14 protein-coding genes are annotated in these 24835 nt (G+C 36.0%); 10 read left to right on the plus strand and 4 right to left on the minus strand.

From position 1 onward, the window contains the following. Window positions 1-286: 286 nt before the first annotated feature. The 4 genes from OZP07_RS07875 to OZP07_RS07890 all read right to left on the minus strand — a co-directional run bounded on the left by OZP07_RS07875 (window position 287) and on the right by OZP07_RS07890 (window position 13563). On the minus strand, window positions 287-3946 hold the full coding sequence (locus OZP07_RS07875; RefSeq protein ID WP_281637888.1) for a hybrid sensor histidine kinase/response regulator transcription factor: 3660 nt from the start codon (window positions 3944-3946) through the stop codon (window positions 287-289). A 303-nt stretch (window positions 3947-4249) separates the two neighbouring features. Next, a complete protein-coding gene (locus OZP07_RS07880; protein WP_281637889.1) occupies window positions 4250-6622 on the minus strand; it encodes a TIM-barrel domain-containing protein in 2373 nt (790 codons plus the stop codon). A 337-nt stretch (window positions 6623-6959) separates the two neighbouring features. Beyond that, the gene (locus OZP07_RS07885; RefSeq protein ID WP_281637890.1) at window positions 6960-10904 is read right to left on the minus strand and encodes a hybrid sensor histidine kinase/response regulator transcription factor; all 3945 of its coding nucleotides are present in this window, start codon (window positions 10902-10904) and stop codon (window positions 6960-6962) included. Window positions 10905-11133: 229 nt separating this feature from the next. After that, window positions 11134-13563: a beta-galactosidase gene (locus OZP07_RS07890; RefSeq protein ID WP_281637891.1), complete on the minus strand. Its 2430-nt coding sequence runs from the start codon at window positions 13561-13563 to the stop codon at window positions 11134-11136. A 382-nt stretch (window positions 13564-13945) separates the two neighbouring features. Between OZP07_RS07890 and pnuC the strand changes: the two genes are divergently transcribed. The 10 genes from pnuC (at window position 13946) to OZP07_RS07940 (ending at window position 24690) form a co-directional block, all read left to right on the plus strand. Next, window positions 13946-14524 carry a nicotinamide riboside transporter PnuC gene (gene pnuC / locus OZP07_RS07895; RefSeq protein ID WP_194643622.1) on the plus strand — a complete coding sequence of 193 codons (579 nt, stop codon included), beginning with the start codon at window positions 13946-13948 and terminating at the stop codon, window positions 14522-14524. Then, entirely contained in the window at window positions 14493-15509 is a 1017-nt protein-coding gene (locus OZP07_RS07900) for an AAA family ATPase (protein WP_281637892.1), read from the plus strand. The genes pnuC and OZP07_RS07900 overlap by 32 nt, the downstream gene beginning before the upstream one ends. Before the next feature lie 20 nt (window positions 15510-15529). Beyond that, window positions 15530-17122 (plus strand): AAA family ATPase, encoded by a 1593-nt coding sequence (locus tag OZP07_RS07905; RefSeq protein ID WP_228520958.1) that lies wholly within the window; start codon window positions 15530-15532, stop codon window positions 17120-17122. Continuing rightward, the gene (locus tag OZP07_RS07910) at window positions 17110-18081 is read left to right on the plus strand and encodes a hypothetical protein (protein ID WP_281637893.1); all 972 of its coding nucleotides are present in this window, start codon (window positions 17110-17112) and stop codon (window positions 18079-18081) included. Before OZP07_RS07905 ends, OZP07_RS07910 begins: the two co-directional genes overlap by 13 nt. Then, a complete protein-coding gene (locus OZP07_RS07915; protein WP_281637894.1) occupies window positions 18074-19825 on the plus strand; it encodes a hypothetical protein in 1752 nt (583 codons plus the stop codon). Before OZP07_RS07910 ends, OZP07_RS07915 begins: the two co-directional genes overlap by 8 nt. Next, on the plus strand, window positions 19818-20399 hold the full coding sequence (locus OZP07_RS07920; protein WP_194643617.1) for a hypothetical protein: 582 nt from the start codon (window positions 19818-19820) through the stop codon (window positions 20397-20399). The genes OZP07_RS07915 and OZP07_RS07920 overlap by 8 nt, the downstream gene beginning before the upstream one ends. Further along, a complete protein-coding gene (locus OZP07_RS07925) occupies window positions 20386-21747 on the plus strand; it encodes an AMP-binding protein (protein WP_281637895.1) in 1362 nt (453 codons plus the stop codon). The genes OZP07_RS07920 and OZP07_RS07925 overlap by 14 nt, the downstream gene beginning before the upstream one ends. Window positions 21748-22187: 440 nt before the next feature. Next, complete coding sequence (locus OZP07_RS07930) at window positions 22188-22631, plus strand: thioredoxin family protein (protein WP_194643613.1); 444 nt, start codon at window positions 22188-22190, stop codon at window positions 22629-22631. 6 nt (window positions 22632-22637) lie between these two features. After that, window positions 22638-23306, plus strand: a complete 669-nt coding sequence (locus OZP07_RS07935; RefSeq protein WP_281637896.1) for a response regulator transcription factor — start codon at window positions 22638-22640, stop codon at window positions 23304-23306. A gap of 4 nt (window positions 23307-23310) precedes the next feature. After that, window positions 23311-24690, plus strand: a complete 1380-nt coding sequence (locus tag OZP07_RS07940) for a sensor histidine kinase (RefSeq protein ID WP_281637897.1) — start codon at window positions 23311-23313, stop codon at window positions 24688-24690. Window positions 24691-24835 lie beyond the last annotated feature (145 nt).

Raw genomic sequence — 24835 nt, forward strand, 5'->3', positions numbered from 1 at the left:
ATATTTTATTTTTTGGAATAAAAAATACAAGCAAGTAAATCAGATACAGGAGAATTTGTCAAATAAAAGATATTGACGGTAGCGAGGCATTCGGATTTAAAAAAAGATAAACACGAATTTCACCAATTAACACTAATTCTTATCAAAATTGAAATCAAATTTTACAACTTTTTACAGTATCGAATATTTTGTGTAATTAAACAGCAATCTTAATTCGTGCAAATTAGTGTAAGAAACTTTTAAAAGCGAATGCCGTGTGACGATAGAAAATTATTGAAAAAGTAATTTATGATTTACTATATTGCGAAGGACTGCATCCAAAATGTTTTGAAAAAGTCCGTGAAAAATTAGAAGCTTCGGTAAATCCTACTTTGTAGGCAATCTGAGAAATATTGAGGTCAGAATTTTTGAGTAAGTCTGCAGCATGCTCCATTCGGACTTTTGTGATAAATTCATGTACTGTAGATCCGCTGACTGCTTTTATTTTTCGATAAAGCTGTCTTTGGCTGATTTTAATTTTCTGCGCCAGTATTTCAGGGTTTAAATCTGTTTCTTCGATATGAGAGCTAATGATGTCTGTAACTTTTTCAATAAAAATTTTATCTAAGTCTGCCGATTCTTCCTTCAGCTGATTTAGATTCGTAATGCTGGATAATCGGTTTAAAAGAATTGTTCTGTTTTCTAAGACGCTTTTGATCTGGGCTTTTAAAATTTCAACACTGAAAGGTTTCGTCACATATGCTTCAGCGCCTAATTCATATCCTTCGATCTGGTTTTCATTAGATCCTTTTGCAGTCAGTAAAATTATTGGAATATGACAGGTGCTTTCATTTGTTTTTAGTTCTCTGCAGAGCTGTGTGCCTTCCATTTCGGGCATCATAATATCAGAAATGACGAGGTCTGGTATTTGCTGTATAGCTGTTTCCAAACCTTTTTTTCCATTGTATTCCTGAATGATAATGTATTTGTTTTTTAATTCATTATGCAGGTAAGCCTGGACATCAGGATTGTCTTCTACAATGAGTAAGGTAGGAATATTTGAATCTGCCGGTGTATTTATCTGCTCTGGATTATTCCCTGAAGGTTCTGCGTAAGACGCTGGAATGTGCTGTACCGGTAATTCTTCAGATTTGGCATACGGCAGTATAATGCAGGCTTTAGTGCCAGTACCTGCTCCGCTTTCAATAGTGATGCTTCCGCCTAAAAAATCAACAAGGCTTTTTGTCAGCGATAAGCCAATTCCTGAGGAATAACCATGAAATGGGCTTGGACCTGTATTGTTAAAGGGCTCAAATATTTTTTCTAATTCCTGCGCTTCGATGCCAATGCCGTTGTCTTCAACTATGATTTCCAAAGTATTTTTTTCTTTGTCAGCAAAAGCTGAAAATAATACTTTGCCTCCGTCTGGAGTATATTTTAATGCATTTGACAATATATTAATTAGTATTTGATCTGTTTTTTCGAAATCCAAATAAACATTTAGGGAACTTTCTTCAATCTGAAGTTTGAAGTCAATGCTGCGTTTTTCTGCTATGTATTTAAAAGTGTTATAGCATTCTGTTATGAAAGCATTAAAATCCTGAGTGCTTATGTTTAATTTTAGTTTTCCTATTTCTGATTTTCTAAAATCCAAAATCTGCTGAATCAGCTTGGTAAGGTAATTTAGGTTTCTATTTATTATTGAGAAATAAAGCGCTTTTTCATCTGCTGGGAGCTGTTTGTTTTCCAGCTGTTTTATTGGATCAGCAATCAGTGTTAAAGGTGTTTTTAAATCATGTGAAATATTGGTGAAAAATTCTAATTTTTCTAAATTTAGTTCTTTTTCTTTCTGCGCATTTAATAGGGCAGATCGGACTTCGTTTTTAAGGCGGTCTCTATCAAGCATCTCTTTGAATACCCAGTAAACAGTACCGATTAACAGAAAAAGAAAGAGTGCTTTTGCCAGCCAGGTTTCAAACCATCGGGCACCTATTTGTATCCCAAGTGTCTGAACAGTAGATTTGGTATCATTAGGAGAGACTATGTGTGCTTTGAAAGTATAACTTCCAGGAGGAATTTTATTGTAGGTGATTTTACTGCCGCTGGTTTTAATCCATTTGTCTTCATATCCTTCGAGCATATACTCGAGAACTTCTTTGTTTGTTTTGCTGTAATTTAAAGAAGCTAGTTCAATTGTAAAATTTCGGTTTTCGTAATCCAATTTTATTTGCTGTGTCTGCGAAAGGTTCTGAGTTAAAATATCCTGTCCATTAATCGGATTCATAGGGATTACTTTCTCATTAGAGATATACAGATTTTTAAAGATAAGTTTATTATTATCTTCAATATTCTTTATTTTATCTGGGTTAAAAACCACATAGCCATTTCTGTCTCCAAAATATATTTTTTGATCTGCAGTGTCTTTGTAAAAAGCTCTTTCCGAGAATGTCCATGACCCAAATAGGTCTTCTTTCTGGTAATTGGATACTCTATTAGAAACAATATCGACCATTGATATTCCCTGCTTGTGTGCTATCCAAAGATTTCCGTTATTGTCATCGGTTATAGAAGATATGTAGGTATTTGGGATTTCTGAAAGAAGCTGTACTTTTTCTATACGTATAGATTTTTCTTTAATAGAAATCCTGTTCAGACCTTCACTGGTGCCGGTCCAGATTATACCTCGTTTGTCCTTGTGAAGCGCGAAAACAATATTGTCCGAAATATGCATGCGGTTTTTTTGAAAGGTATTTAACTGCAGTCTGCTGTGTATTTCTCCTTTGTTATCTATTTGGACAGTTATAATGCCGCTTCCTTCTGTTGCCAGCCAAAGCTCATGACTGCTGACAGACAGTATATCCATAACACTGTGGCCATTTATGTCTTTGGCTAAATCAAAAAAACGGATTGTCAGGTCTGCTAAATTTACTTGTGCAATACCATCAAACAAACCGACCCATAAATAGTTGGGCTCCGATGTTTTTAAGGCAAATACGGACCATGTCTCCAGTTTTGGAGCGAGTACATTATTTATTATTGCTTTACACTGATTCGTTTTTGGATCATAACATTCGAGTCCGCTGATACCGCCAATCCATATTCTGTCTTTACTGTCCTTAAATAATGTACGTACATTTTTGATTCTGCTGTTTGATCTATAGAAAGGATGGCTGGAATCGAGCTTATTGTTTTTATAGATAAGAATGCCTTCATCAGTGCCAAGCCAGACTTCACTCTTGCATTTTGTTACAGCTCTGACATCGGCTAATTTTGTATTGTCACTGCCTTTTGTAAAGCTGTAATGCAATTCAAATGGGTTTCGGTTAGGATTTGCTTTGTAAACATCACCGCCTCTTGTGCCAAGCCAGATTATATTCTGCTCATCAATAAAAAAATCGGTGATGTAGTCATCTAACAGCTGTCCGGGATTATTGATATTGGCTGTGTATTGGTACTTTTTGCCTGTTTGAATGTCTAGAACGGTAAAAAGATGCTCGTCTATAGAGTATTTCTTTCCCTGAATGGTTCTGTTTTTGTTTAAGGTATTTGAGTTAATCAGTACCTTTTCAACAATTGCCCGAGGAACTTTGTCTGCGTCAACAGCCTTAAAAGAATTCAGTTTATAATTAAAGCGGACATATTTTCTTTCAAAGGTAAAGAACCACAGCCCATAAGTCTTATCGTTGACTATATTGCGTATGCGGTTATTGGGCAGGGATGTTTTATCGTTAGGATTATGATAGAAAAAGTCGAATGTTCTTCCGTCATAACGGTAGGCGCCATTCCAGCTTCCTATCCAGATGTAACCAAGAGAATCTTTGACAATTCCATGTATTTGTGTAACGGGTTTTATATCTCTTCCTGTAATTTTTTCAAAAAAAAGATTTTGTGCATTTAAGTTAGCTAAACACATAAAATAGATGATATAAATATAATTGTGTTTTTTATTAGTTCTTCTTAAATGCATGATTCTGTTTTGGATACAAGTTAATTTATGAGCTGTATTTCCTCATTCAATATATTTTGTGAATATAGGGCTATATATTTAAAAATGATATTGACAGCTTCACAATTTGTATAAGCTGTGTTATGCAGGTTATAATGATGAAGAGTTTTTCGTAAAATGTAATAAACTGATAAAACCATAATTAGAAAAGCCTGCGGAAGAAACACCGCAGGCAGATCAAATGTTTAGAAACGTTAAAATTTGTACAGCTATTTACCTTAGATGAAAGTGTTAATAAGGCTGAAGCTTTTTATCAATACTATTTTAGAATACTACTTGGGTTTTCTTACCGTTGTAATTTACTAATTTGCTTTTTCCATCGGGCAGTACAATAGTAAAATTTCTGATTTCAGTTATTCCTTTAAATGTCCCTGTTCGGGCATTAATCGTTAATTTTTGCTGTTTTTCGTTCCAGTTAAATTCAATTTCGCTGTATGCTCCTTTTTCATAATTGTAGTTATCAAACTCATCTTCATAGAGCGTAAATGTACCATCAGCTCCAGGATACACTTTCATAGTTAAATTGTCCCATTTCTTTTCTTTCGCAAATTGTACATTCGGCCCCACTGGAAGTATAGCTCCTGCTTTTACATAGACAGGAATGATGTCAAGAGGTGTTTCTCGGCTCACTTTTCTGCCTCCTTCAAACTTAGTGTTTGACCATAAATCGTACCAGTCTGAACCTTCCGGCAGATAGGTTTCCTGCGATTTTACACTGCTGTAGTTTTCTGTAATAACACTTCCATTTTTGTCAGTGTACATCGGCTGTGTTACAGGATTTATAAGAAGAAATTTTCCAAACATATATTCCTGCGTATTATCCCAGGTTTTTGAGTCATTTTTAAAATCCATGAACAATGCCCGCATCATACTGGAATTATGGGCTGTAACATCTCTGGATGCAGAATAGATATAGGGAAGAAGACTGTAGCGAAGATTAATGAATTTTTCAATCGCATCATAGACTCTATCTCCTTTTTTACCAAATTGATAAATTTCGCGAGGAGCATCAGTTCCGTGAGAACGCATCATAGGACAAAATGTACCAAACGCAAGCCATCGTGTATATAGCTCCTTATATTCAGGATTTGTCGTTGCATTTTTATAATTACCAAGGAAGAAACCGCCAATATCACTATTCCAATAGGGTATAGCACTTAGTGAAAAGTTAAGTCCTGCCGGTATCTGCTGGCGAAGAGTTTGCCAGGATGAATTTGTGTCTCCAGACCATGTATTGGCTCCGTATCGCTGCTGTCCGGCAAAAGCAGAGCGGGTAAGTATGAAAACGCGCTTATCAGATGCAGCCGCACGCTGGTTGGTATACACTCCTCCAACAGACATAAGCGGGTAGGCATTGCGGACTTTTCTAAAAGATCCCAAATAAGTCTGATTGTCATAGTCTGAAGGTTTTGCCTGCATATGATCGGGTTCTGTGGAATCCATCCACCATCCGTCAATGCCTTTTGAAAACAAACCTGCATTTAGGTATCTCCAGTAAATAGCTCTTGCCTCCGGATTATATGGGTCATATGGCAGCACGCCTGACGGATAATCTGGGTCAGCCGGCCATGTGTCGTATCCTGTCTCAGGCCAGGTTTTAAAATTTAGGAGCATTTTCTTTTCTTTAAGCTCGCGGAATTGTTTCGTCATAGGACCAAATGATGACCAGATTGAAATAGCAAAATGAGCGTTTAGTGCATGGATTTCATCTATCATTTTTTGTGGCTTATTGAAATCAGCATTCAGGAAATCCATTGAATTCCAAAGATAATTGGATCCCCAATATTGCCAGTCCTGAATAATTCCATCGAGCGGTACCCCAAGTCTGCGGTATTCTTTTATAACATCTACAATTTCCTGCTGGCTTTTGTAGCGCTCTTTACTCTGCCAATAGCCAAATGTCCAAAGAGGAAACATTGGAGCAATACCGGTTAGCGTCCGCATTTGTCCGATAACACCGTCTGAAGTTGCACCATACATAAAGTAGTAGTCGATGCCGTCACCCACATCAGAAGTAAAAGAAGTTGCTGCAGCATCATCTTTAAAATCGGTTGGAGAATAATTATCCCAAAAAATACCGTATCCTTTGATGGATTGAAAAAATGGCACTACATCATCAAGATTACCCTGTTCGAGTCTGTAGTTTTGATTTCGCTGGCTTAAATTCCCTCTTTGATGCTGACCCAAACCATATATAGGTTCTCCTTTGTCAAGTTCAAAAGACTGATGTACAATATACGAAGGTACTCCGCTGTCATCAAAAGGAGTAAAACGGACTCCGTCATTTTTTTCTTTTAACAGCATACCGCCGTCAGTGGTATGAAAAGTTAAGGAACCGGTTTTGGTATCAATAGTAACTATAATTTTTTTTGTTTTAAGAATTATTGAAGATTCTTTGTCGGTAATCTGAAAGGGTGTACTTTGAGGTTTAGCGATAACAGTGAGACTTTCTTTATTGAAATCTTTGCCTGTGGGATATTTTACAACTCTTATGGTTTCCGGGCTGTAAATTTGTAATTCGATGACATTTCCTGCTACCGTAGTTTTGAGACCCTGTTTTGTTTTTTGATAGTTCTGTGCAGTGCTTCCCTGCGTAAGGACTAAAACCATAAACAAGGTTAAAAAGATGTTTTTCATTAGTTGTAGTATTAGTAAATTTTATAAATTTTGCCTAACTGAAATTATTAATCAGTTAAACTGTTCTATGGACAATTGTAAAATTATAATGAAAGAAAAAATAAGACTATAACATTTGTTGAAACTATTATAACAAATGTTGAATAGTTTTAAATTGTTTATTTTCAATGTTTTGTAAAAAAAAATATTGGCTGAGTTAATATGTTTAACAAAACTAGCATACAGCAGATGCAGTTATATCCGCCTTTATTATTCAGCTAAAAAACATAGCAGGATTACAGTAAAGAACTTCAGATAATTGATTAGTACAAAAAACTATTAAGTATGTATAACTGCCTTAAGTTGTCTTTTCTGCTCTATATTGGCTGGGAGTTTTGTTAAATGCTTCGTGGAAACATTTTGTAAAATAAGATACACTGCTGAAACCAACTTCCTGTGCTATATCTGATATTGGAACCTGTGTTGAAGCCAGCATCTCAGCAGCTTTTCGAAGTCTGATTTCTCTAATAAAAGCTATAGGCGGGAGTCCGGTCAATGCCATAAGTTTACGATATAAACCTGTACGGTCCATATTCATATCAGAACTAAATTTTTCTACCGAATAGCCTTGTTTTGAAATATTATTGTATACATGTTTTAGGGCTGTATCAAGTAATTCTCTGTCTATTGGATTACTGGTAATGGTTTCGGTTTTTATATCTTTTTCCTCTTTAAAAGCACGTCTTCTGGAATCACAAAGCTGCAGCAGTTTAATGATTCGTACATTTAAAATGGAAATATCAAAAGGTTTTACCAAAAATGCATCTGCTCCAGATTCATAGGCTTCTAAGCGGGCTTCATCTGAAGTTCTTCCGGTAAGCATGATAACCGGAATATGGCTGATATTAAAATTGCTTCTAAGAGCACGACAGAATTCAGGACCGCCAACTACAGGCATCATCATATCGCAGATAATTAAGTCGGGGCTGTGTTTTACTGCATTTTCTAAAGCTTCGGCACCGTTTTGGGCAAGAACAATATTAAAATTTGGTTTTAATTCACTTGCGAGGTACTCTCGTAATGCATTACTATCTTCAGCAATAAGAAGCGTTTTAACATCAGTTTTAGGAAAGAAAGTATTAAGATTTTCTGAGTTTTCTTCAGCAACTGATAAAGTGACTTCTATGGAAGTTCCATTTTCATAACCGCTCGATGCCGTTACCGAGCCTCTGTGAATCAGAGCATATTGTTTTACCATATATAAACCAATGCCACTGCCTGCTGAACTTTCATTTTGATTATTTGCCTGATAAAAACGGTCAAAGATATTTGTAAGTTCGTTTTCTGCTATTCCTACGCCATTATCACGCACAATTATTTTTAAAAGTTCTGCTGTCGGATCATGCAAAACCGAGATCCAAACTGTGCCTCCCTGCGGTGTAAATTTTAAGGCATTTGAAATCAGGTTGCCAATAATACGGGTAACTTTCTGCCGGTCAATGAATAGTCCTTCAATGTCTTGGCTGATATCTTCTTTTAAAACAATTCCTTTCTCATCTGCAAGCCGTGAGTATCCTTGGCATAATTCATTAATAAAAGTCAGACTCTCATAAAAGTGCAGGTTTAGAGTTTCTCCGCCCAGATCCATTTTTTTAAATTCAAGAAGCTGGCTTACAGTTTCCAGCATCAGCTGTGCACTGCCGCTGATTTGCAGCAGTTTCTTTTTTATATCGGTATCTTCAACACTGTTTAAAAGAGCTTGAAGCGGAGTAATTACAAGAGTGAGAGGTGTGCGCAGTTCATGACTGATATTCGTAATAAAATCAGTTTTTGCTTTAGCTACAGCCTGTTCTTGCTGTTGTTGCTGTTTGATTTTGCTGGCAGATGCAATACGAAAAATTATAAAAAGCGATACCGTAATAGTGAAAGATATATAGAAGATGTAGGCATAGAGCGTTTTCCAGAATGGCGGGGTGATTGAAATAGAAAGCGTTTTAGCAGCTCCTTTCCAATGAATACCATCAGGACTGGCCTGTACCTTAAATAGGTATTCACCTGGTTCAAGATTGGTATAATTGGCTTCACCTAAACCATTTACAGGCTGTCCATAACGCCATCTGTCATCAATATTATCAAGTTTATATCTGTAATTCACCTGCTCAGGATTACTGTAATTCAGTCCCGAAAAGCTAATCTTGAAGAAATTCTGATTATGTTTAAGCGTAATTTTATTTTTATAAGCTAAATTGAGTCCATTATAGGGTAATGATTTTTGGGTGTTAGAAAATACTGTGAGATACAGCAATACTGGGTTAAGGACTGGAAGATTGCCTTTTTGTGCCGGCATCAGGTAATTAAGACCATCGATTCCGCCTGCGAACAAAGTGCCGTCAGATCCCAGCAATATTGATCGTTCGGCAAAAGCATGCTGCTGAACGCCTGCAAGACTATTATAGTTTTCAATGCTGAATGTACAGCCTGAATTGTTTTGAGTTTTGAATATATGGCTGATTCCTCTTGATGTGGTAACCCAGAAGGAATGGTCAAGATCTTCTGCAATAGCCTTTACACTATTATTAACCAATCCGGCTGATGTATTAAATTGATACAGTTTTTGTTCATTATTGCGCCACATATATAATCCATCGTAGGTACCCATCCATAAATCATTTCCAGAATCGGCAAAAACAAAAGTATACCTGTGGTTTGCATGCCGAAACATGGCAGGTTTGCTGATTCCCTGCCGGAGAGGCAAAATGAATGTATTATTTTTAATATCAGTAATAAATGGTCCTTCTGAGGAAATTCCGATGAGTTTATTATTCCAAACTGCAGTTTGTTTTACATATTTTGGACTGGCTGTTTTTCTAATATGTTTATCTTCTGACTTATATTGGTATTCTAATACGCCCTGTCCTGCAGTACTTAAATAGATGGATTGATTTCCTGCAGCAGTAATATGATTGAATGATCCGTCAAGGACTTTTTTTGCTGTTTTCTCCGCAATGCTGTAGAGACCGCCTGCTGAAGCAATCCAGACTGTGCCGGCAGGATCTTTAAATAGAAAATTTGAACCCTGCTGTAATAATTTGAGCGGCGTTTTATTAGCAGAAAAAGGAAATGGAATTTTATATACTGCATTATTGGTACCTGCAATAACCGTATTGTCAGTGCTTTGTTCAAGAGTGTTAATAACAAAGTCAGTACTGTCTTCTGCTTTAAAATCGTTTTTCAGCAGTTTTTTGAAGCGGAATCGATCGGGATGATAATAATATAGTCCTTTGTTAAGAGTTCCTAACCAAAAACCTCCCTGTTTGTCATAGAGTATTGTACTGATTTCGGTTTGTATTTTTGAGCCTCCAGAAATATGAATGTCTTTAACAAGTACTGGTCTGTCTGTTGAGGTCGGGAATTGATATAATCCTTTTTTGCAGCTTAAAGAAATTTCACCTTTACTGTTTGCTGCAAAGCAGTTGAGCCAGTAATCATTTACCTGAAGTATGACATCGGTTTTCCTGGTTAGAGTGTTAAAGCGTATGAGCTGGCCTTTGGAGTTTCCGGCTCGGATAATAAACAGGCATTTTTTTACTGCTGTAACGTGTGCCCAGTCTCTAAATGCTCCCTGCATATTTGGTGCCAATGCCTGATTATAGCGTTCAATTTTTGATTTTCGGTCAAAACATCTCAGTGTACCGGATTTATAGAGAAGGTATATGCTGTTACCAGAGCATACAACATCAAATAATTGATCATTAAAATCTGGAAGGTCAATGTTTTTTATAAATGTAATTTTTTTGCCGGTTTTCTTTTCCCTGCATAATAAGGAATTGTTTTTGGTAAGTATCCATATATCCTCACTGCTGTCTATATAAAGATCAGCAGGCATTTCTTTTATTCCCAGATCCTTTAGAACTGCAGCAGGCTGTTTGTCTGTTCGTTCTTCCGAAAGGTCAATTACAGCTAGTTTGCCTCTGTTTTTAAACCATATTCTATCCGACTCAAGATAGCTGTGATGAAAACCTGTATAACCGGGAAGCGGTATAGTGTTCTCGTCATTTATATGAATAGTCTTAAAACCAGATCCATCATATAGGTTGAGCATGCCTTCTGTAAAGACGCCAATTCTGCCGTCTTTAAGCTGCAGTATGTTTCTTATCTGCGCCTCGTTCATTTGTTCTCTTCCCTCTACCGCCGAGAAAAGCATTTGCTGCGCATTGCCATAAAATGCTAAGAAAAGTGCTAAAGTCATTAAGAATGTCTTTACTGTTCTTTTGGTTATGATAATGCGGAAAAAATCAGTCATTTTAAGAAATAGCGGATTGAATAATACGGGATTACATCTGAAGTATTTGGACAAATATAAAAAATCCATTATTTTATACAGGTATGCCGGTACAAAATCGTACCAGTGATGCTGAATAATTTAACTTTAGACAGTACTGTTTTTTATTGTATCCCGCTAAACATTAGAAAAATTTATGTTCTATGTGGTTAAAAATAATTTAACACAACGGATTAAAGATGTATTTAATCTAAAAAGTTATCTGTGTGGTATATTGAAATTTTAGGGTAAATCCGTTTACACTCAAGAATTCTTTTTTATTACCAAAATCAGGTATGCTCTTTGGATAAGGCTGTAAATCTACAAGATAGGAAGCATTTTTTTGCATAGGACGGAAATAAAACACCATTTCCTGCGGTTTGCCTGTAAGGAATTTGCGCAATCCAATTTCCCATGGGATGCCTTTGTAAAATTCATCTGTAACAAGTTCGCCATCAATAAATCCCATTGCTGTGTCTCCAGTATACTGTACGGTCAGATAAGCATCATTAACATATTTTGGCAAAGATAAGGGAAGGTTCAAAGCCCATTTTCTTTCGCTTACCTGTTTACTTTCTATATTTAGCACTGCTTGCGGAAGGCTGATTTTATAAGATGAAAAGACTCCTTTGTCTTTCAGTTTTTCTAAACTGCCAAATTCAGTTTTAGGAAGTATAGCAGTTTTTGGATATATCTCAAAGTCAAAATTAGTATTGCCGTCATTCAGCAGTTGAATATTTTTGCCATTTTCTAATACTATAGCATTGGAAAAAATAAAATGTCTTTTTCCGTTAATTTGTATGCTGTACATTTTTAATGCCTGTTCTTTGCTTATCACGAGTATGCGCAAAATTTTTCCATTTGCTGTTAACTTAAATTCATTTACCGCCTCATTACAGCTAACCAGTATTCTCTGCGGATTTTTATCACATGCTGTGCCTTGAAGATTTTCGAAATTTACGTTTGGTGAAAATGAAAATTCGCTTTTTATGCCCGAAGGGGTAAAGAAAATATAATACGGCTCTGCTTGTTCTTCGTCTTTTGCTAAAAGCTGAGCTGTTGCGTAATTGAGATTAAGTCCATCAAGATCAAGGTTGTATGGGAATATGACGTTTTCATCGCTGTCGAGGTCAAAGCTTCCTGTTTCTGGAATCATGATATTCTTTTGTGCCGTTTTTATATTCAAGCGAATGTTTTTCTGGGCTGTCATCGTAGTGTCATCCTGAAAATTATTCAGGAAAATGAAACCGGAACTGCCTTTTTTGCGGACAGCATATCTGAGTGAAGATATGTTTTGCGGTACAAGCGATGCGACATCCAAAGGCAGTACTGTGGCCATTGGAGCGAGCAGATGTCCATAATCCTGTACAAAAAAATGAAGCAGTTTCAGCCGCTGAAAACCTTCACGTACCTGTCCGTATTCGCCAATAGGTGCCTGAAAATCATACGATATTTTTGGCAGTCCATATGCCTCATCGCTCATATAAGAGAATTTTCCTTTTGGAGTTGATCCGCCATGATACATATAATATCCAATACCGTTTGCTCCGCTTCCAAGGCAACGGTTAATTAATGCGTCAAAGCTTTTGTGTACTGCAATTGGTCTGCGGGTATAAACGCTCATAATTCCCGAACCCAGTTCTGCCGAAAAAGCGGGGTAATTTTCAGGAGAATAACGCACTGGAGCATAATCTGGAAAACGGTGCATATCTTTATACAGAAAAAATGGCGAGTAGTCCCTTGTAGGCGTCCAGAAAGGATAGGCATAAGCAGCTGTTACCGGTATGCTTTCGTCAGGAATAATGGCAGCATTGCCCCAGCCTGTAGCGGTATAAAGAGGAACATCCATACCGGCAGACAGTGCCAGCGATTTCAATATTTTCATGTGATCGTTGCCCAGCTGTGAATATGGATTGACTTCATTAGCAATTCCTACACCTTCCTGTGTGACACTCATATCTCTTTCGGAAGCCGTCATTTCAAGAGGCTGGCCTGGGTAGGTAAGCCCCCAAGGCGCGGCAGAATGCTGATATTCATTCTCAATCTGTATTCCAATAATTGGGCCTCCGTTTTTATAATATAAGCCTTTGAGCTGTTTTCCAATTTCATTGTACAGCCGCTCCACATATTTTAAGTATAATGGGTCATTGGAACGAATGTTTAAAGCGCGGCCTAACAGCCAGTCCGGCATACCGCCGCTGCGTATTTCTCCATGGCAGAAAGGTCCAATTCGGACGATCGTTTCAATATTGTTTTTCTGGCATAGCTGAAGGAAGTAACGCAGGTCTTTATCACCGCTCCAGTCAAATGTGTTTTCTTTCTCTTCATGCAGATTCCAAAAAACGTAGGTAGCAATTACATTGACTCCTCCGGCTTTTATTTTTCTGATGCTTTCGTCCCAGTATTGTCTTGGGTATCGTGAAAAATGAAACTCGCCCACAATAGGAATTACCGGTTTGTTTCCAACAGACATATAATAATTGTTTACACTTATTTTTTCGCCTTTTGGATTTGTACCGCCAAGTTTTAACTTTTCGTATATATCAATATCGGGGACATTTGTATCGATCTCATAAACTTTTTGCGCCTCCATGATTCCAAAAAACGTAATGCATAATACGGCTGTAATAATTTTTTTCATAGTTAGTATTAATTAAGAAATCATCAGAGAAAAAGTGAATGTCACTTTTAGTATGCTTTTTATAATTGAAATAATAGTACTAATAAAGTAATCAATTCAAAAATATAGTACATGTCCCAGAAAACTATCTTGTGCTATCCTGATTTAATTTATCACCTAAATATTTAATAGCCCAGCTTTTTTACTTAAAAATATCAGTTCGCTCCCATAATTTTGGATATAAAAAAAGCTTTAATTTTTTCTCTATTTTTGTTTAACATTCATTGGAATTACTAATTTAAATAAGTAAGTTCGTCAGCAAAATAGTGCTAATTAATTTAAATGTGATTTGTAATCAATTAAAAAAATATTTCATTATTATATATCATTATACTCCTAATTTATGGATACAGCTTTGGAAATATTAGGCACAATTTTTGGTTTTTTGGCCGTTTATTTTACTATCAGACAAAATATCTTGTGTTGGTATTTTGGTTTAATTCAGGTGACACTGTACTGCTTTATTTTTTACACCTCAAAATTATATTCGGATATGATTTTGCATATTATTTATATATTTCTTCAAATATATGGCTGGTATAATTGGAAGTATGGCGGTTCCAATGAAAGTACATTACGGGTAACATTACTGACAAATGTAACTTTTTGGATTAGTTTAACAGTTACGGCAGCCTTTTTTTTAGGATACACAATGCAGACAAAAACGGATGCTTCCTATCCATATGAGGATGCTTTTATAACAGTCGCAAGTCTGGCTGCTCAATATCTGATGATAAAAAAGATATTACATTCCTGGCTGTTTTGGATAGTAGTCGATGTGGTTGCCATTGGGGTATATTTTTATAAAGACTTATATTTTACAGCAGTTTTGTATCTGCTCTTTTTGATTATGGCTGTAATTGGTTACTTGGAATGGAGAAAAGCATATAATGAAGAATTTATATATGAAAGACAGACATAAAGTTGGATTGACATTGGGGAAATTTGCTCCTTTTCATAAAGGGCATCAGCTAATGATAGAAACTGCTATTAAGGAGGTTAATGAATTGATAGTATTAATTTATGATGATCCCATAATAAACATTCCTTTATCCATCAGGGCTGGCTGGATACGTGAAATATATCCTCAAATTGAAGTCATTGAAGGCGTAAATTCTCCAAATGATTCTGGTTACACGCCTGAAATAATGAAAATTCAGGAAGATTATGTATCAGAAGTTTTAGGAAACCGCAGTATTACTCATTTTTACTCGAGTGAGCCTTATGGTGTGCATATGAGCGTTGCCCTTAATGCAGTAAATCGTCAGGTTGATATTAGTCGGAACAGCATTCCGATATCGGCAACAAAAATTAGAGAAGATGCATTTAAAAATAAAAAATTTATTCATCCTGTGGTTTATAAAGATTTGATTACGAAAGTCGTATTACTTGGCGCTCCGTCAACCGGCAAAACGACTTTGGCAGAAAAATTAGCAGTTCATTTTGATACTCAATGGATGCCTGAATATGGAAGAGAGTATTGGGAAAATCATCAGGTAAACAAGAGATTAACTTTAGAAGATCTTTTGAAAATTGCCGAAATCCATATTGAAAAAGAAGATGCTCTAATTTTAGAATCCAATCGTTTTTTGTTCTCTGACACCAATGCGATTACAACTTACCTGTTTTCGCTGGATTACCATGGAAAGGCTCTCGAAGCGTTAGAAAATTTAGCCAAAACAGCTGAAAATAGACATGATATTATTTTTGTATGTGATACAGACATTCCTTATGATGATACTTGGGACAGATCCGGAGATGTAAAAAGAAAAGAATTTCAGCAGACAATAATCGAAGATTTAAATGCAAGAAATCTTAAATATTACCTATTGAAAGGCACCGTTGATGAAAGAATTGAACAAGTATCAAATGTATTGACTGCCCCGGAAAACAATAAATTTAACTAACTTAGAACCAAAACATACTAATGTCAGATCTATTAAATAAAACGATGGGATTTTTTAAGAAAGTCCCAGAATCGCCTACAAATCCGCAGGACATCAAAAGCAGCCATAAATTTCAGATAGAAGATCTTTATTCCAGCGATACACCGCAAGATGAATCAGACAATTCCATTTCCCTGGATGAAAAACTGCGCCAAGCCTATTTTTGGATTACCAATACTGCTGTTATCAGTCCTTATTATGATATAGAATTCAATGATGGGGATCCCAAAAAGTTTTTGTTTGGAGACAGTAAAGTGCCTGTTTATTTACCTACTGACCAAAGTTATTCCAGCTTTGTGTTAATGCCGTTGTTAAATTTAGCAGCAAGAGGAAAATGCCTTATTGTTGGGGGGCCGGGCAGGGGGAAAACCGCAACTTCTGTGCTGATGGGTCTGTTAGCGGGATACGATAATAAGGATGTAATGCGGGCTATCCAGCACGGCCAGCCTCAAATGACGATTTCAGATTTATTAGGACATCCATTGCCTTCAGATATGGTAAAGGCCGAAAAAACTTCAGATATTAGAATTGCCTGGCGAAAATGGTTAGGAATGCGCGTGAAAATTATTGATGAATACAATAGGATTCCCACCAGAACGCAGTCGGCATTATTAACCGTTCTGGCAGATAATTATGCAGAGATTTTTGATCAGATTTATGAATGTCCGGAGGGAGCATGGTACCTGACTGCCAATGATGATGCCGGAGGAGGAACCTATCAGGTTATCGAAGCCTTAAAGGACAGGATTGATATCGTAATCAGAGCGATGCATTTTAACACGCGGTTTATTGAAGATTTATTACAGCGGATTGAACTCAACTTTAAACCGGAAGCGATAATTCCAGAAGAAATTATTTTTACCGAAGAAGAGCTGACCACTGTAAATAAACAGATTAGAGGTGTAAAAATAGATCCTGAGCTGCGCAAACGTATTGAGTTTTTCTGCCGTCAGTTTGAGTTTTTTGAACCTGCATCGAACAGGCTGGAATACATGACTAAAGATACAGCAAAATTGTCGGGAATGGACATGCGTTCCCTTTTTAGAAAAGAAACAGGAAAAGATCCGATTAAAGATTTAGGTTCACAGGCGAAAAACGGTCTGTCGGTTAGAAAAATCATGACTCTGCTAATGTTTTCCAAAGCAATGGCTTATTTCAGAGGCAATAAAAAAGTAGAATTAGAAGATATCAGACAGGTTTTGCCATTCGTGCTGCATGACAGTTTAACTCCTCATTTAGAATCACCGTTTTTTGATCAAATGGGCAATGAAGTTTACAGAGTGGACAGAATTGTGTGGCTTAGAAAGTTATTCGATTTATCCTGCGATGAATATGCCAGTCAGGATTTAGACCGAAATGATCCAGTTGATAAATTTGAAACAGAATTTAAAAAAGGACTGGAAAATATATCTTCAAGAGAAATTGACAATAGACTTTTGGATATAGAAAAGCAGCTGCAAAAATGGTCTGAAGAGAAAAAACTGTACGGATACAGAGCCGATGATATTTTAAAATTAAAGTATCTGCATCAGCGCTATACCAATTATAAAAGATGGCTGCAATGGAAAAAATAAGCCTTCCGGAACTTATTACTGAACTAAAAGATAAAAGTGCACTTTATAATCAATGGTACAATGAAAGCGAGATGAAGTATGGCAGTCTGCCGTCTCATGTCATTGCTGTCTGGATGATAGAAGTTGTTGAGCCCATTGTGAAATCGGCTGTGGAGCAAAATGTAGCTCCGGAAAAAATCCATGAAATAGTAAAAGCATTGTATCAGGAATCGCTTAAATTAATTGGAAGCGGACAGGCAGTCCGTTATAAAGATGAATATAAGAAAGCTTGGCTGTTAATGGTCAAAATGCCTAACCTGCTGGTGAAATTTCCAGTAAAAACCATTTCGTTACTCAATGATGTACTTTCAAATTTCCATTTGTATGCACCGGAAAAAATCAGGGAGTGGTGTAAACTTATAGAAACAAGTACTGCCGATATAAAAACCATTGAAGATTTTAAAATTACTGGACGCATTTATGCATGGAAATGCGGTTTGGCACATCTTAGAACCCGTTTAAAGAAAGATTATCATTCACTTTCTGAAAATCTTCAAGAAGCAGTTGCCAATACTATAAATTATTCTGGAAATACAGTAGAGATTTTTGAAAACCCATGGACAAATAACAATACAAAATTTGAAGGCGTGCAGGGAGGTTTTAAAGGTGCTGCCGGTTTTTTTGAGCATCCTCCAAAGCTGGCAGAGATAGAAGGAAACATATTTGTAACAGATTCAAAAAGTAATTATGTGCTTTTTGCAGATCAGTTTGGAAAAGTTTTACTTCCGGCCAATTCCGTTGATGCATCTTATATTTTATCCAATTCTAAAAGGCTGGAAACATTGAAAAAATGGCTGGGAAAAGAGAATGAAAAAATCGACGGAAATGCTCTTTCATCTGTTGTGGTAACTAAAAACACTTTAGTTTTTACCCTTCATAATTCTTATTTTTTATATTTATTCAGCCTTGCAGATGCATAATCAATCTGAAATAGAAAAAATAGCAGCCTTGTGGAAATCACATTGGCAGCAGGCAAAACTGGTGTGGAATCCTTTCCTGCGTCTGCAGGAACCAATTTGGTGCTTGTCACATCAGGAAGCAGCAGAAGAGGGACTTACGGGCAGTTTTGCAATGATCCGGTTAACAGATCACCGTATTGTGATTAATTTAGAAGAAATTACAGAACGCGGTATTACAGATTATGCTCTCGAAGTACTGGCACACGAAATTGGCCATCATATTTTTGCGCCTGCAAATTTATACGACAATGCTGTTTTACTGAATCGGATTCGTTTTGCCCTGCCGGGTATTGAGGATCGGGCACCTATGGTTTCTAATTTATATACCGATTTTTTAATCAATGATAAATTGCAGCGCACCAATAAATTAAGGATGTCAGAAGTTTTTAAAGCGATCAATTCAATGGATAGTTTCTCTGAATTGTGGACTTTGATGATGCGTACTTATGAATATTTATGGCGTTTGAATCGTGGAGAATTGGCAATAAATTTATCATTTCACAGCAAAAAGATAGATGCTGATGCTTCATTATTAGCTTCTTTAATCAGGAGTTATTCAAAAAGCTGGATTCACGGTGGCGGCAGATTTGCAGTGATGCTGTACCCTTATTTAATGGAAGATAAAGTTTTTCAGGATGCCCGTAAAAAGATTTTAATTCTATTAGATGCAGAAGATGCGGGAAAGGGAGCTATGAATATTTCAGGTATGGCCGAATTTGATTTAGAAGGTTATGATGAGGTAATTGATATGCGGAAAGAAGCCATTGACTCAAACGAAGAGGATGAAACTAATAGTTTGGGGGTAGAAAAAAATATTGCAGGCGGCCAGGGACCAAGAAATGGTTATATGGGGCCGGGAAATTATATTGATTTAATGAAACAGGTCAATCCAAGCGCAGACGAACAGCATTTGATTAATGTTTATTATAAAGAAATCGCTTTGCCTCATCTGATTGATTTCCCGCCCGAAATTTCTGAAAATGTTTCTCTGGATCTGCCCGAAGGATTAGAGATCTGGGATATTGGAGATTCTATCGAAGAAGTAGACTGGCTGCAGTCAGCGATTTTATCACCTCAGATTATTCCGGGATTAACGACTCAAAAGAGAACTTATGGCTCAGATTCTGACACTAATATTTCAAAAAATCCTTTAAATATATATCTGGGTATTGATTGTTCAGGTTCAATGATGAATCCGAAACACAATTTTTCATGGCCAGTTCTGGCTGCTACAATTATAGGATTATCTGCTTTGCGTGCCGGGGCAGCTGTCATGGGATGTCTTTCCGGCGAGCCTGGAAGTTATCTGGAAACGGGTGGTTTTATTACCGATGAAACAGATTTACTGACCACCTTAACGTCATATTTAGGTACAGGTTACGCTTACGGAATTGAGCGGTTACGAAAACCGTTTGAAGAAAAACCCAATAAAAAATCGCATATTGTAATTGTTACGGACAATGATATATTTAGTATGTTAAACGCTGATACAGAAACAAAACAAACACATTGGGAATTAGCCGAAACTGCATTAAAAAATGCTGGAGGACACGGAACAATGGTTTTGCACTCCCGTCCGGATTATCAGCATGAGTTAGTGATCCGATTAAAAAATATGGGCTGGAATGTATACTATGTTACAAATGAACAGGAACTTTTAAAATTTGCATCTGAATTTTCACAACAAAATTATGCCTATGTCTAAATATGATGTTTTTGAACTTGTTACGCATTTAAGAAAATGTCCGGATATCTATTTACTGCCTTCTAATTTTTTATTAAAAGAAGGCGTAAATTCTATAGCTTTGATATGTGACACCTATAAGACGGTAACTAATGATTTTTTAAGAAATGATTATAAAATTCCGCCAGATTTTCATTTAAAACTTATTGAAGATAATCATTGGCGTGCAATTCATATTTCGGTTTGGCTGCTTTTTCATCAGGATTTTGCAGCTATTCCCGCTATTGAGAATAAATTATATGATTTTTGGTTTACAAGTCTATCCGATGCCTCTGAATATGTAAAATTTAATGAGTGGATAAATGATGAGGAACGTGCCGAAGAAATGGTTAGATTACTGCTGAATTGCTCTGAAATTATACCTCATGGAGAAAATTATGACGAAGCAGCAGATAAATTATCCTCTTTAAATAGTGCCGAAAGACATAAAGTCTTAAAGCAGTCCTATGAAGCACATGAAAGAATAATGAATATTAAAAGAGAAATGGCTGAAAAAGCAGCAAGAGAAGCCGCCAATACTTATGGACGAGAGTAGTAATCCGCAGATAGCATTAACAGACGAGGAACGTTTTCCGCTGCTAAATGATTTAAGTTTTTTAAATGCACTTAAACAAGATGAGTTTGCTCCAAAGTTTAATTTTAAAAGCGGTGACAGATTAAATGCCGTACAGCTTTCAAAGGTTAAGGATTATAAAAAAAAGTATTATGATAAAAAAATATTCTGGAACGAAGGACAAACTCCTGATTGGTTAACTGATTATTTACAATGGTGTCTTAAAACTGTTCCTTTTTATCAAAATAAACACAAAGGAAATGACTTCGATTCTTTTCCGACTATTTCCAGAGATGATATAAGAGAGTATGCTCATTTACTTGTTTCCAATGAGGCTGATTTAGCCGAGCTGCTGGTGTATTATACATCTGGCTCTACCGGACCAAAGCTGGATGTTCTTTTTGATGCTGTTTCTCAGGCTTCCTGGCTGCCACAGATAGAATCTGTATTAAGTGATTTTAATATTTCTATAGATGAAGGCAAAGATACTACAGCAATTGCTTTGATCTGTGCCCAGGAAAAAACATTGACATATGCCTCTTTATCAACTTATCTGGAGGGAGCAGGGGTCTTGAAAATAAATCTAAATCCATCCGACTGGAACCAGCCTGATGATGCCAAAAAATATCTTGAAAAATACAACCCCCAGATTCTTACGGGTGATCCGCTGGCTTTTACAGCATTAGCAGAATTAAAGCCTCAGCTTACTCCAAAAGCACTGATATCTTCGGCCATGAAGCTGACAGAAGGCACAAAAAGCAAATTAGAAAATTACTTTAACTGCCCCGTTATAGATCTTTATTCGCTGACGGAGTGCAGAAATATAGCCTACGCTTCCGAAACCGGTCATAAAGTTATCCGTCCCGATTTATATCTTGAAATTTTTGATGAATATCAGGACATACAGCTCCCTTATGGACAAAGAGGCGAATTAGTTGTTACTGGAGGTATCAACCCTTTTCTGCCATTAATACGTTACAGGACAGGTGATTTCTGCAGTTTGAAAATAGAAAACGGCGTTCCGTTTTTAATGGATCTGGAAGCCAGGAATCCAATAGTTTTCTTTACAAAATCAGATGTAAAAATCAATAACATCGATATTTCAAACCGTTTGTCCCAACTGTCTTTAGCAGGTTTTAAGATGCATCAGAGAAAAGACAAGCTGATTGAATTTACAGGATATTCTAATGACATTACTTCGGAAGAAATTATTGAGCTATTGAATGTCATTTTTAAAAATGATATCGATATTCATGCAGTTATTCAAGCAGTATCTCAAAATAATACTGCCGAAAAGTCTAAGTATTCCTCGGATCTGATTATCGGTTAACTGTTTAAAATAGCCGTGTTTCTGGTTATCAATATTATATTTTAAGTATTGATTAATAGGTTTATGTGTGTATTTTGAAAACAGAATTTACCTAATCACTATTTAAGAAATTTATTCATATGCATGTTAAATCCACAGAAGATAGGGGGGCAGATGATAAACATAATACATGATGTACATCCAGCTGTTTGCAATTAATCTTTATATTTGATGCTTAAATTAATAAAATAAGCGAAAAAACTATATACCGCCAGATTCAGAAATATATTCAAAATCAAGGGAAAGAAAAGACTGTTTATGAGTCGTTTAACAAAAATCAACTACGGCTGACTTTTGAGTAACACGATACCACAAGGAATTCATTTCTTAAATTTGGCTTAAGACCGATTCAATCATACAATCATACAAAATTATTTAAGTTAATTTTATAAAATGTACAAATGAGACTTATAAAACACCTAATCTGTTTCTTGTTTTTATCAACTACAGTTTTTGGATATTCCCAAAATTGGAGCGCTAATTTTGAAGATGCTAAAATGAAAGCGGAAAAAGAAAATAAAAACATTTTGTTGGTTTTCTCTGGGTCAGATTGGTGCGGACCTTGTATGAGATTGGAAAAAATAGTTTGGAAATCACAGGAATTTCAAACCGAAGCTGATAATAACTGGGTTATCTACAGAGCTGATTTTCCTAGAAAAAAAATAAATCAGCTTTCTCCGGAACGGGCAGAAAGCAATAATAAATTAGCCGAAAAATATAATAAGCATGGCAGCTTTCCATTGGTTTTGCTTTTGGATAAAAAAGGAAAAATAATTGGTACTACGGGTTTCAAAAATGCATCGGCATCCGAATATATTAAGCTCATCCATTCGTTTGAAAAATAGTAAAAAATGAAAGTTTTAATTGTTGAAGATGAAATAGGTATTGCCAATTTTCTAAAGCAGGGTTTGGAAGAGGAAGGCTACGAAGTCTTGGTTGCCCACGATGGAAAGTCAGGACTTGAAATAACAAGAAAGCAAAAAGTAGATATCGTTCTGCTGGATTGGATTTTGCCTCAAATGCTGGGGATTGATGTTTGCAGAGAAATCCGAAAAGAAGATTCAAAAACACCTATTTTGTTTCTAACGGCCAAAGATACTATTCAGGAAACCATCGAAGGTTTGAAGGCAGGTGCCAATGATTATATTAAAAAGCCATTCAGTTTTGACGAATTGGTGGAGCGTATCAAGATTCATTTTAGAAATGAAAGTCAAAATGATGTGCTTTCTCTTGGCAGGATCAGAATAATACTGTCCAAACATCAGGTATTGGTAAATGATGATGAAGTTTCGCTTACCCAAAGAGAATACGAACTGCTTGCTTATTTGATAAAAAACAAGGGAAAAGTATGCACACGAAATGAAATTATCAATGATGTCTGGGATATACATTTTGAATACGATACCGGCGTAATTGATGTTTTTATAAATGCCATCCGCAAAAAACTTAATTTGACTAAAGACGAAGATCTTATAAAAACCATTAGAGGGGTTGGTTATATTGCAAACGACATAAATTAAATTGATGTTTTCATTCTCCTATAAAAACCGAATTGCCTTTAATTACATTCTCAGCACAGCACTATTGATTTCGGTTGTGTTCTGCACTATTTATGGAATTACTTTATACAGCATTAACAAGCATATAAATGATGATATTCTAGAGGAATCCAGTGAATATTTGGAGCAGATAAAAATTGACAGTAATAATGCCTATCTGATTCAAGTGGATCAATGGAGAGAAAGCGATAACAATAGAGTCAATGTAAATCCTGTTTTTGTACAGTTTCTGGACAATGACAATAAATTAATTGATAAATCTCCCAATCTCAAAGGATTTCAGCTTAAACTGCACAAACCCGAAAAAGACAATCAATTTGTCGATACTTATCTGAATAATAAACCAATCAGGCAGATTCAGATTCCGCTTTTTGATAAAAATAAAAAAATAGGATATCTTTTTGTAGCGATGTCTTTGGATGAGGCGTCATTGATACTGACCAATCTTAGAAACACTCTTTTTGTAGCCTTTCCATTAATTTTAGTACTGTTGTTTTTTATTGCCAGATTGATTGCAGGGCGCAGTATCAAACCCGTAACCCTAATTACCGAAACTTCCAGCAGAATTACCAAAGACAATTTGAAAGACAGAATCATTCTGCCTCAAAATAAGGATGAATTATTTGTGCTTTCTAAAACAATTAATGATTTGTTAGATCGAATTGAAAATGCAGTCGAAAGGGAAAAACAATTCACCTCTGATGCTTCTCATGAGTTAAGAACGCCTTTGACGGTTTTAAAAGGAACCTTGGAAGTTTTAATACGGAAGCCAAGAAACCAGACTGAATATGAGGAAAAAATCAATTTCAGCATTTCAGAAGTTAACCGTTTGAATAATTTGGTGGATCAGCTGCTCTTATTGGCCCGGTTTGAGAATCAAAAACAAAGTCTGCGTATCGAACAAATTTACCTGAATGCCATAATTTTGGATGCACTTTCATTGTATTCAAGCAAAATAAACGATAAAAAAATGGAGGTTTTGCATGATTTTACAAAAGACTATTTTGTTACCTCCGATAATTATTTGGTTTCTACAATCGTGAGCAACGTAATTTCAAATGCCATAAAATATTCTCATGAAAATGGGAAAATTGTCATAAATATTGATAAAAAAGACTCAAAAACAATCTGTTCCATATCAGACAGCGGCATAGGAATTCCTGCAAGTGATTTGGACAAAATCGTAAATCCATTTTTCAGGTCAAATCCAACGTTACATCCTGAAATAAAAGGTTCCGGTTTAGGGCTTTCGATTGTAGAACGAATAACACGATTGTTAAATATTGAATTCAAAATCGAAAGCGAATTAAACAAAGGAACTACCGTTTTTTTTATTTTTAGTTAGAGCTCTTATTTTTTTTAGAGTAAAGGTTTTATGAATTCTATATTGATTTCATACGTACCAAGCGATCTTTTATTAAGACATTATTAAGCGGTTTTTAATTTGTTCTTAAGCATAACTTTATTTCTTAGATGCAATTTTGTATAAT

The organism is Flavobacterium marginilacus (assembly GCF_026870155.1).
In the GTDB taxonomy this organism is placed as follows: Bacteria; Bacteroidota; Bacteroidia; order Flavobacteriales; family Flavobacteriaceae; genus Flavobacterium; species Flavobacterium marginilacus.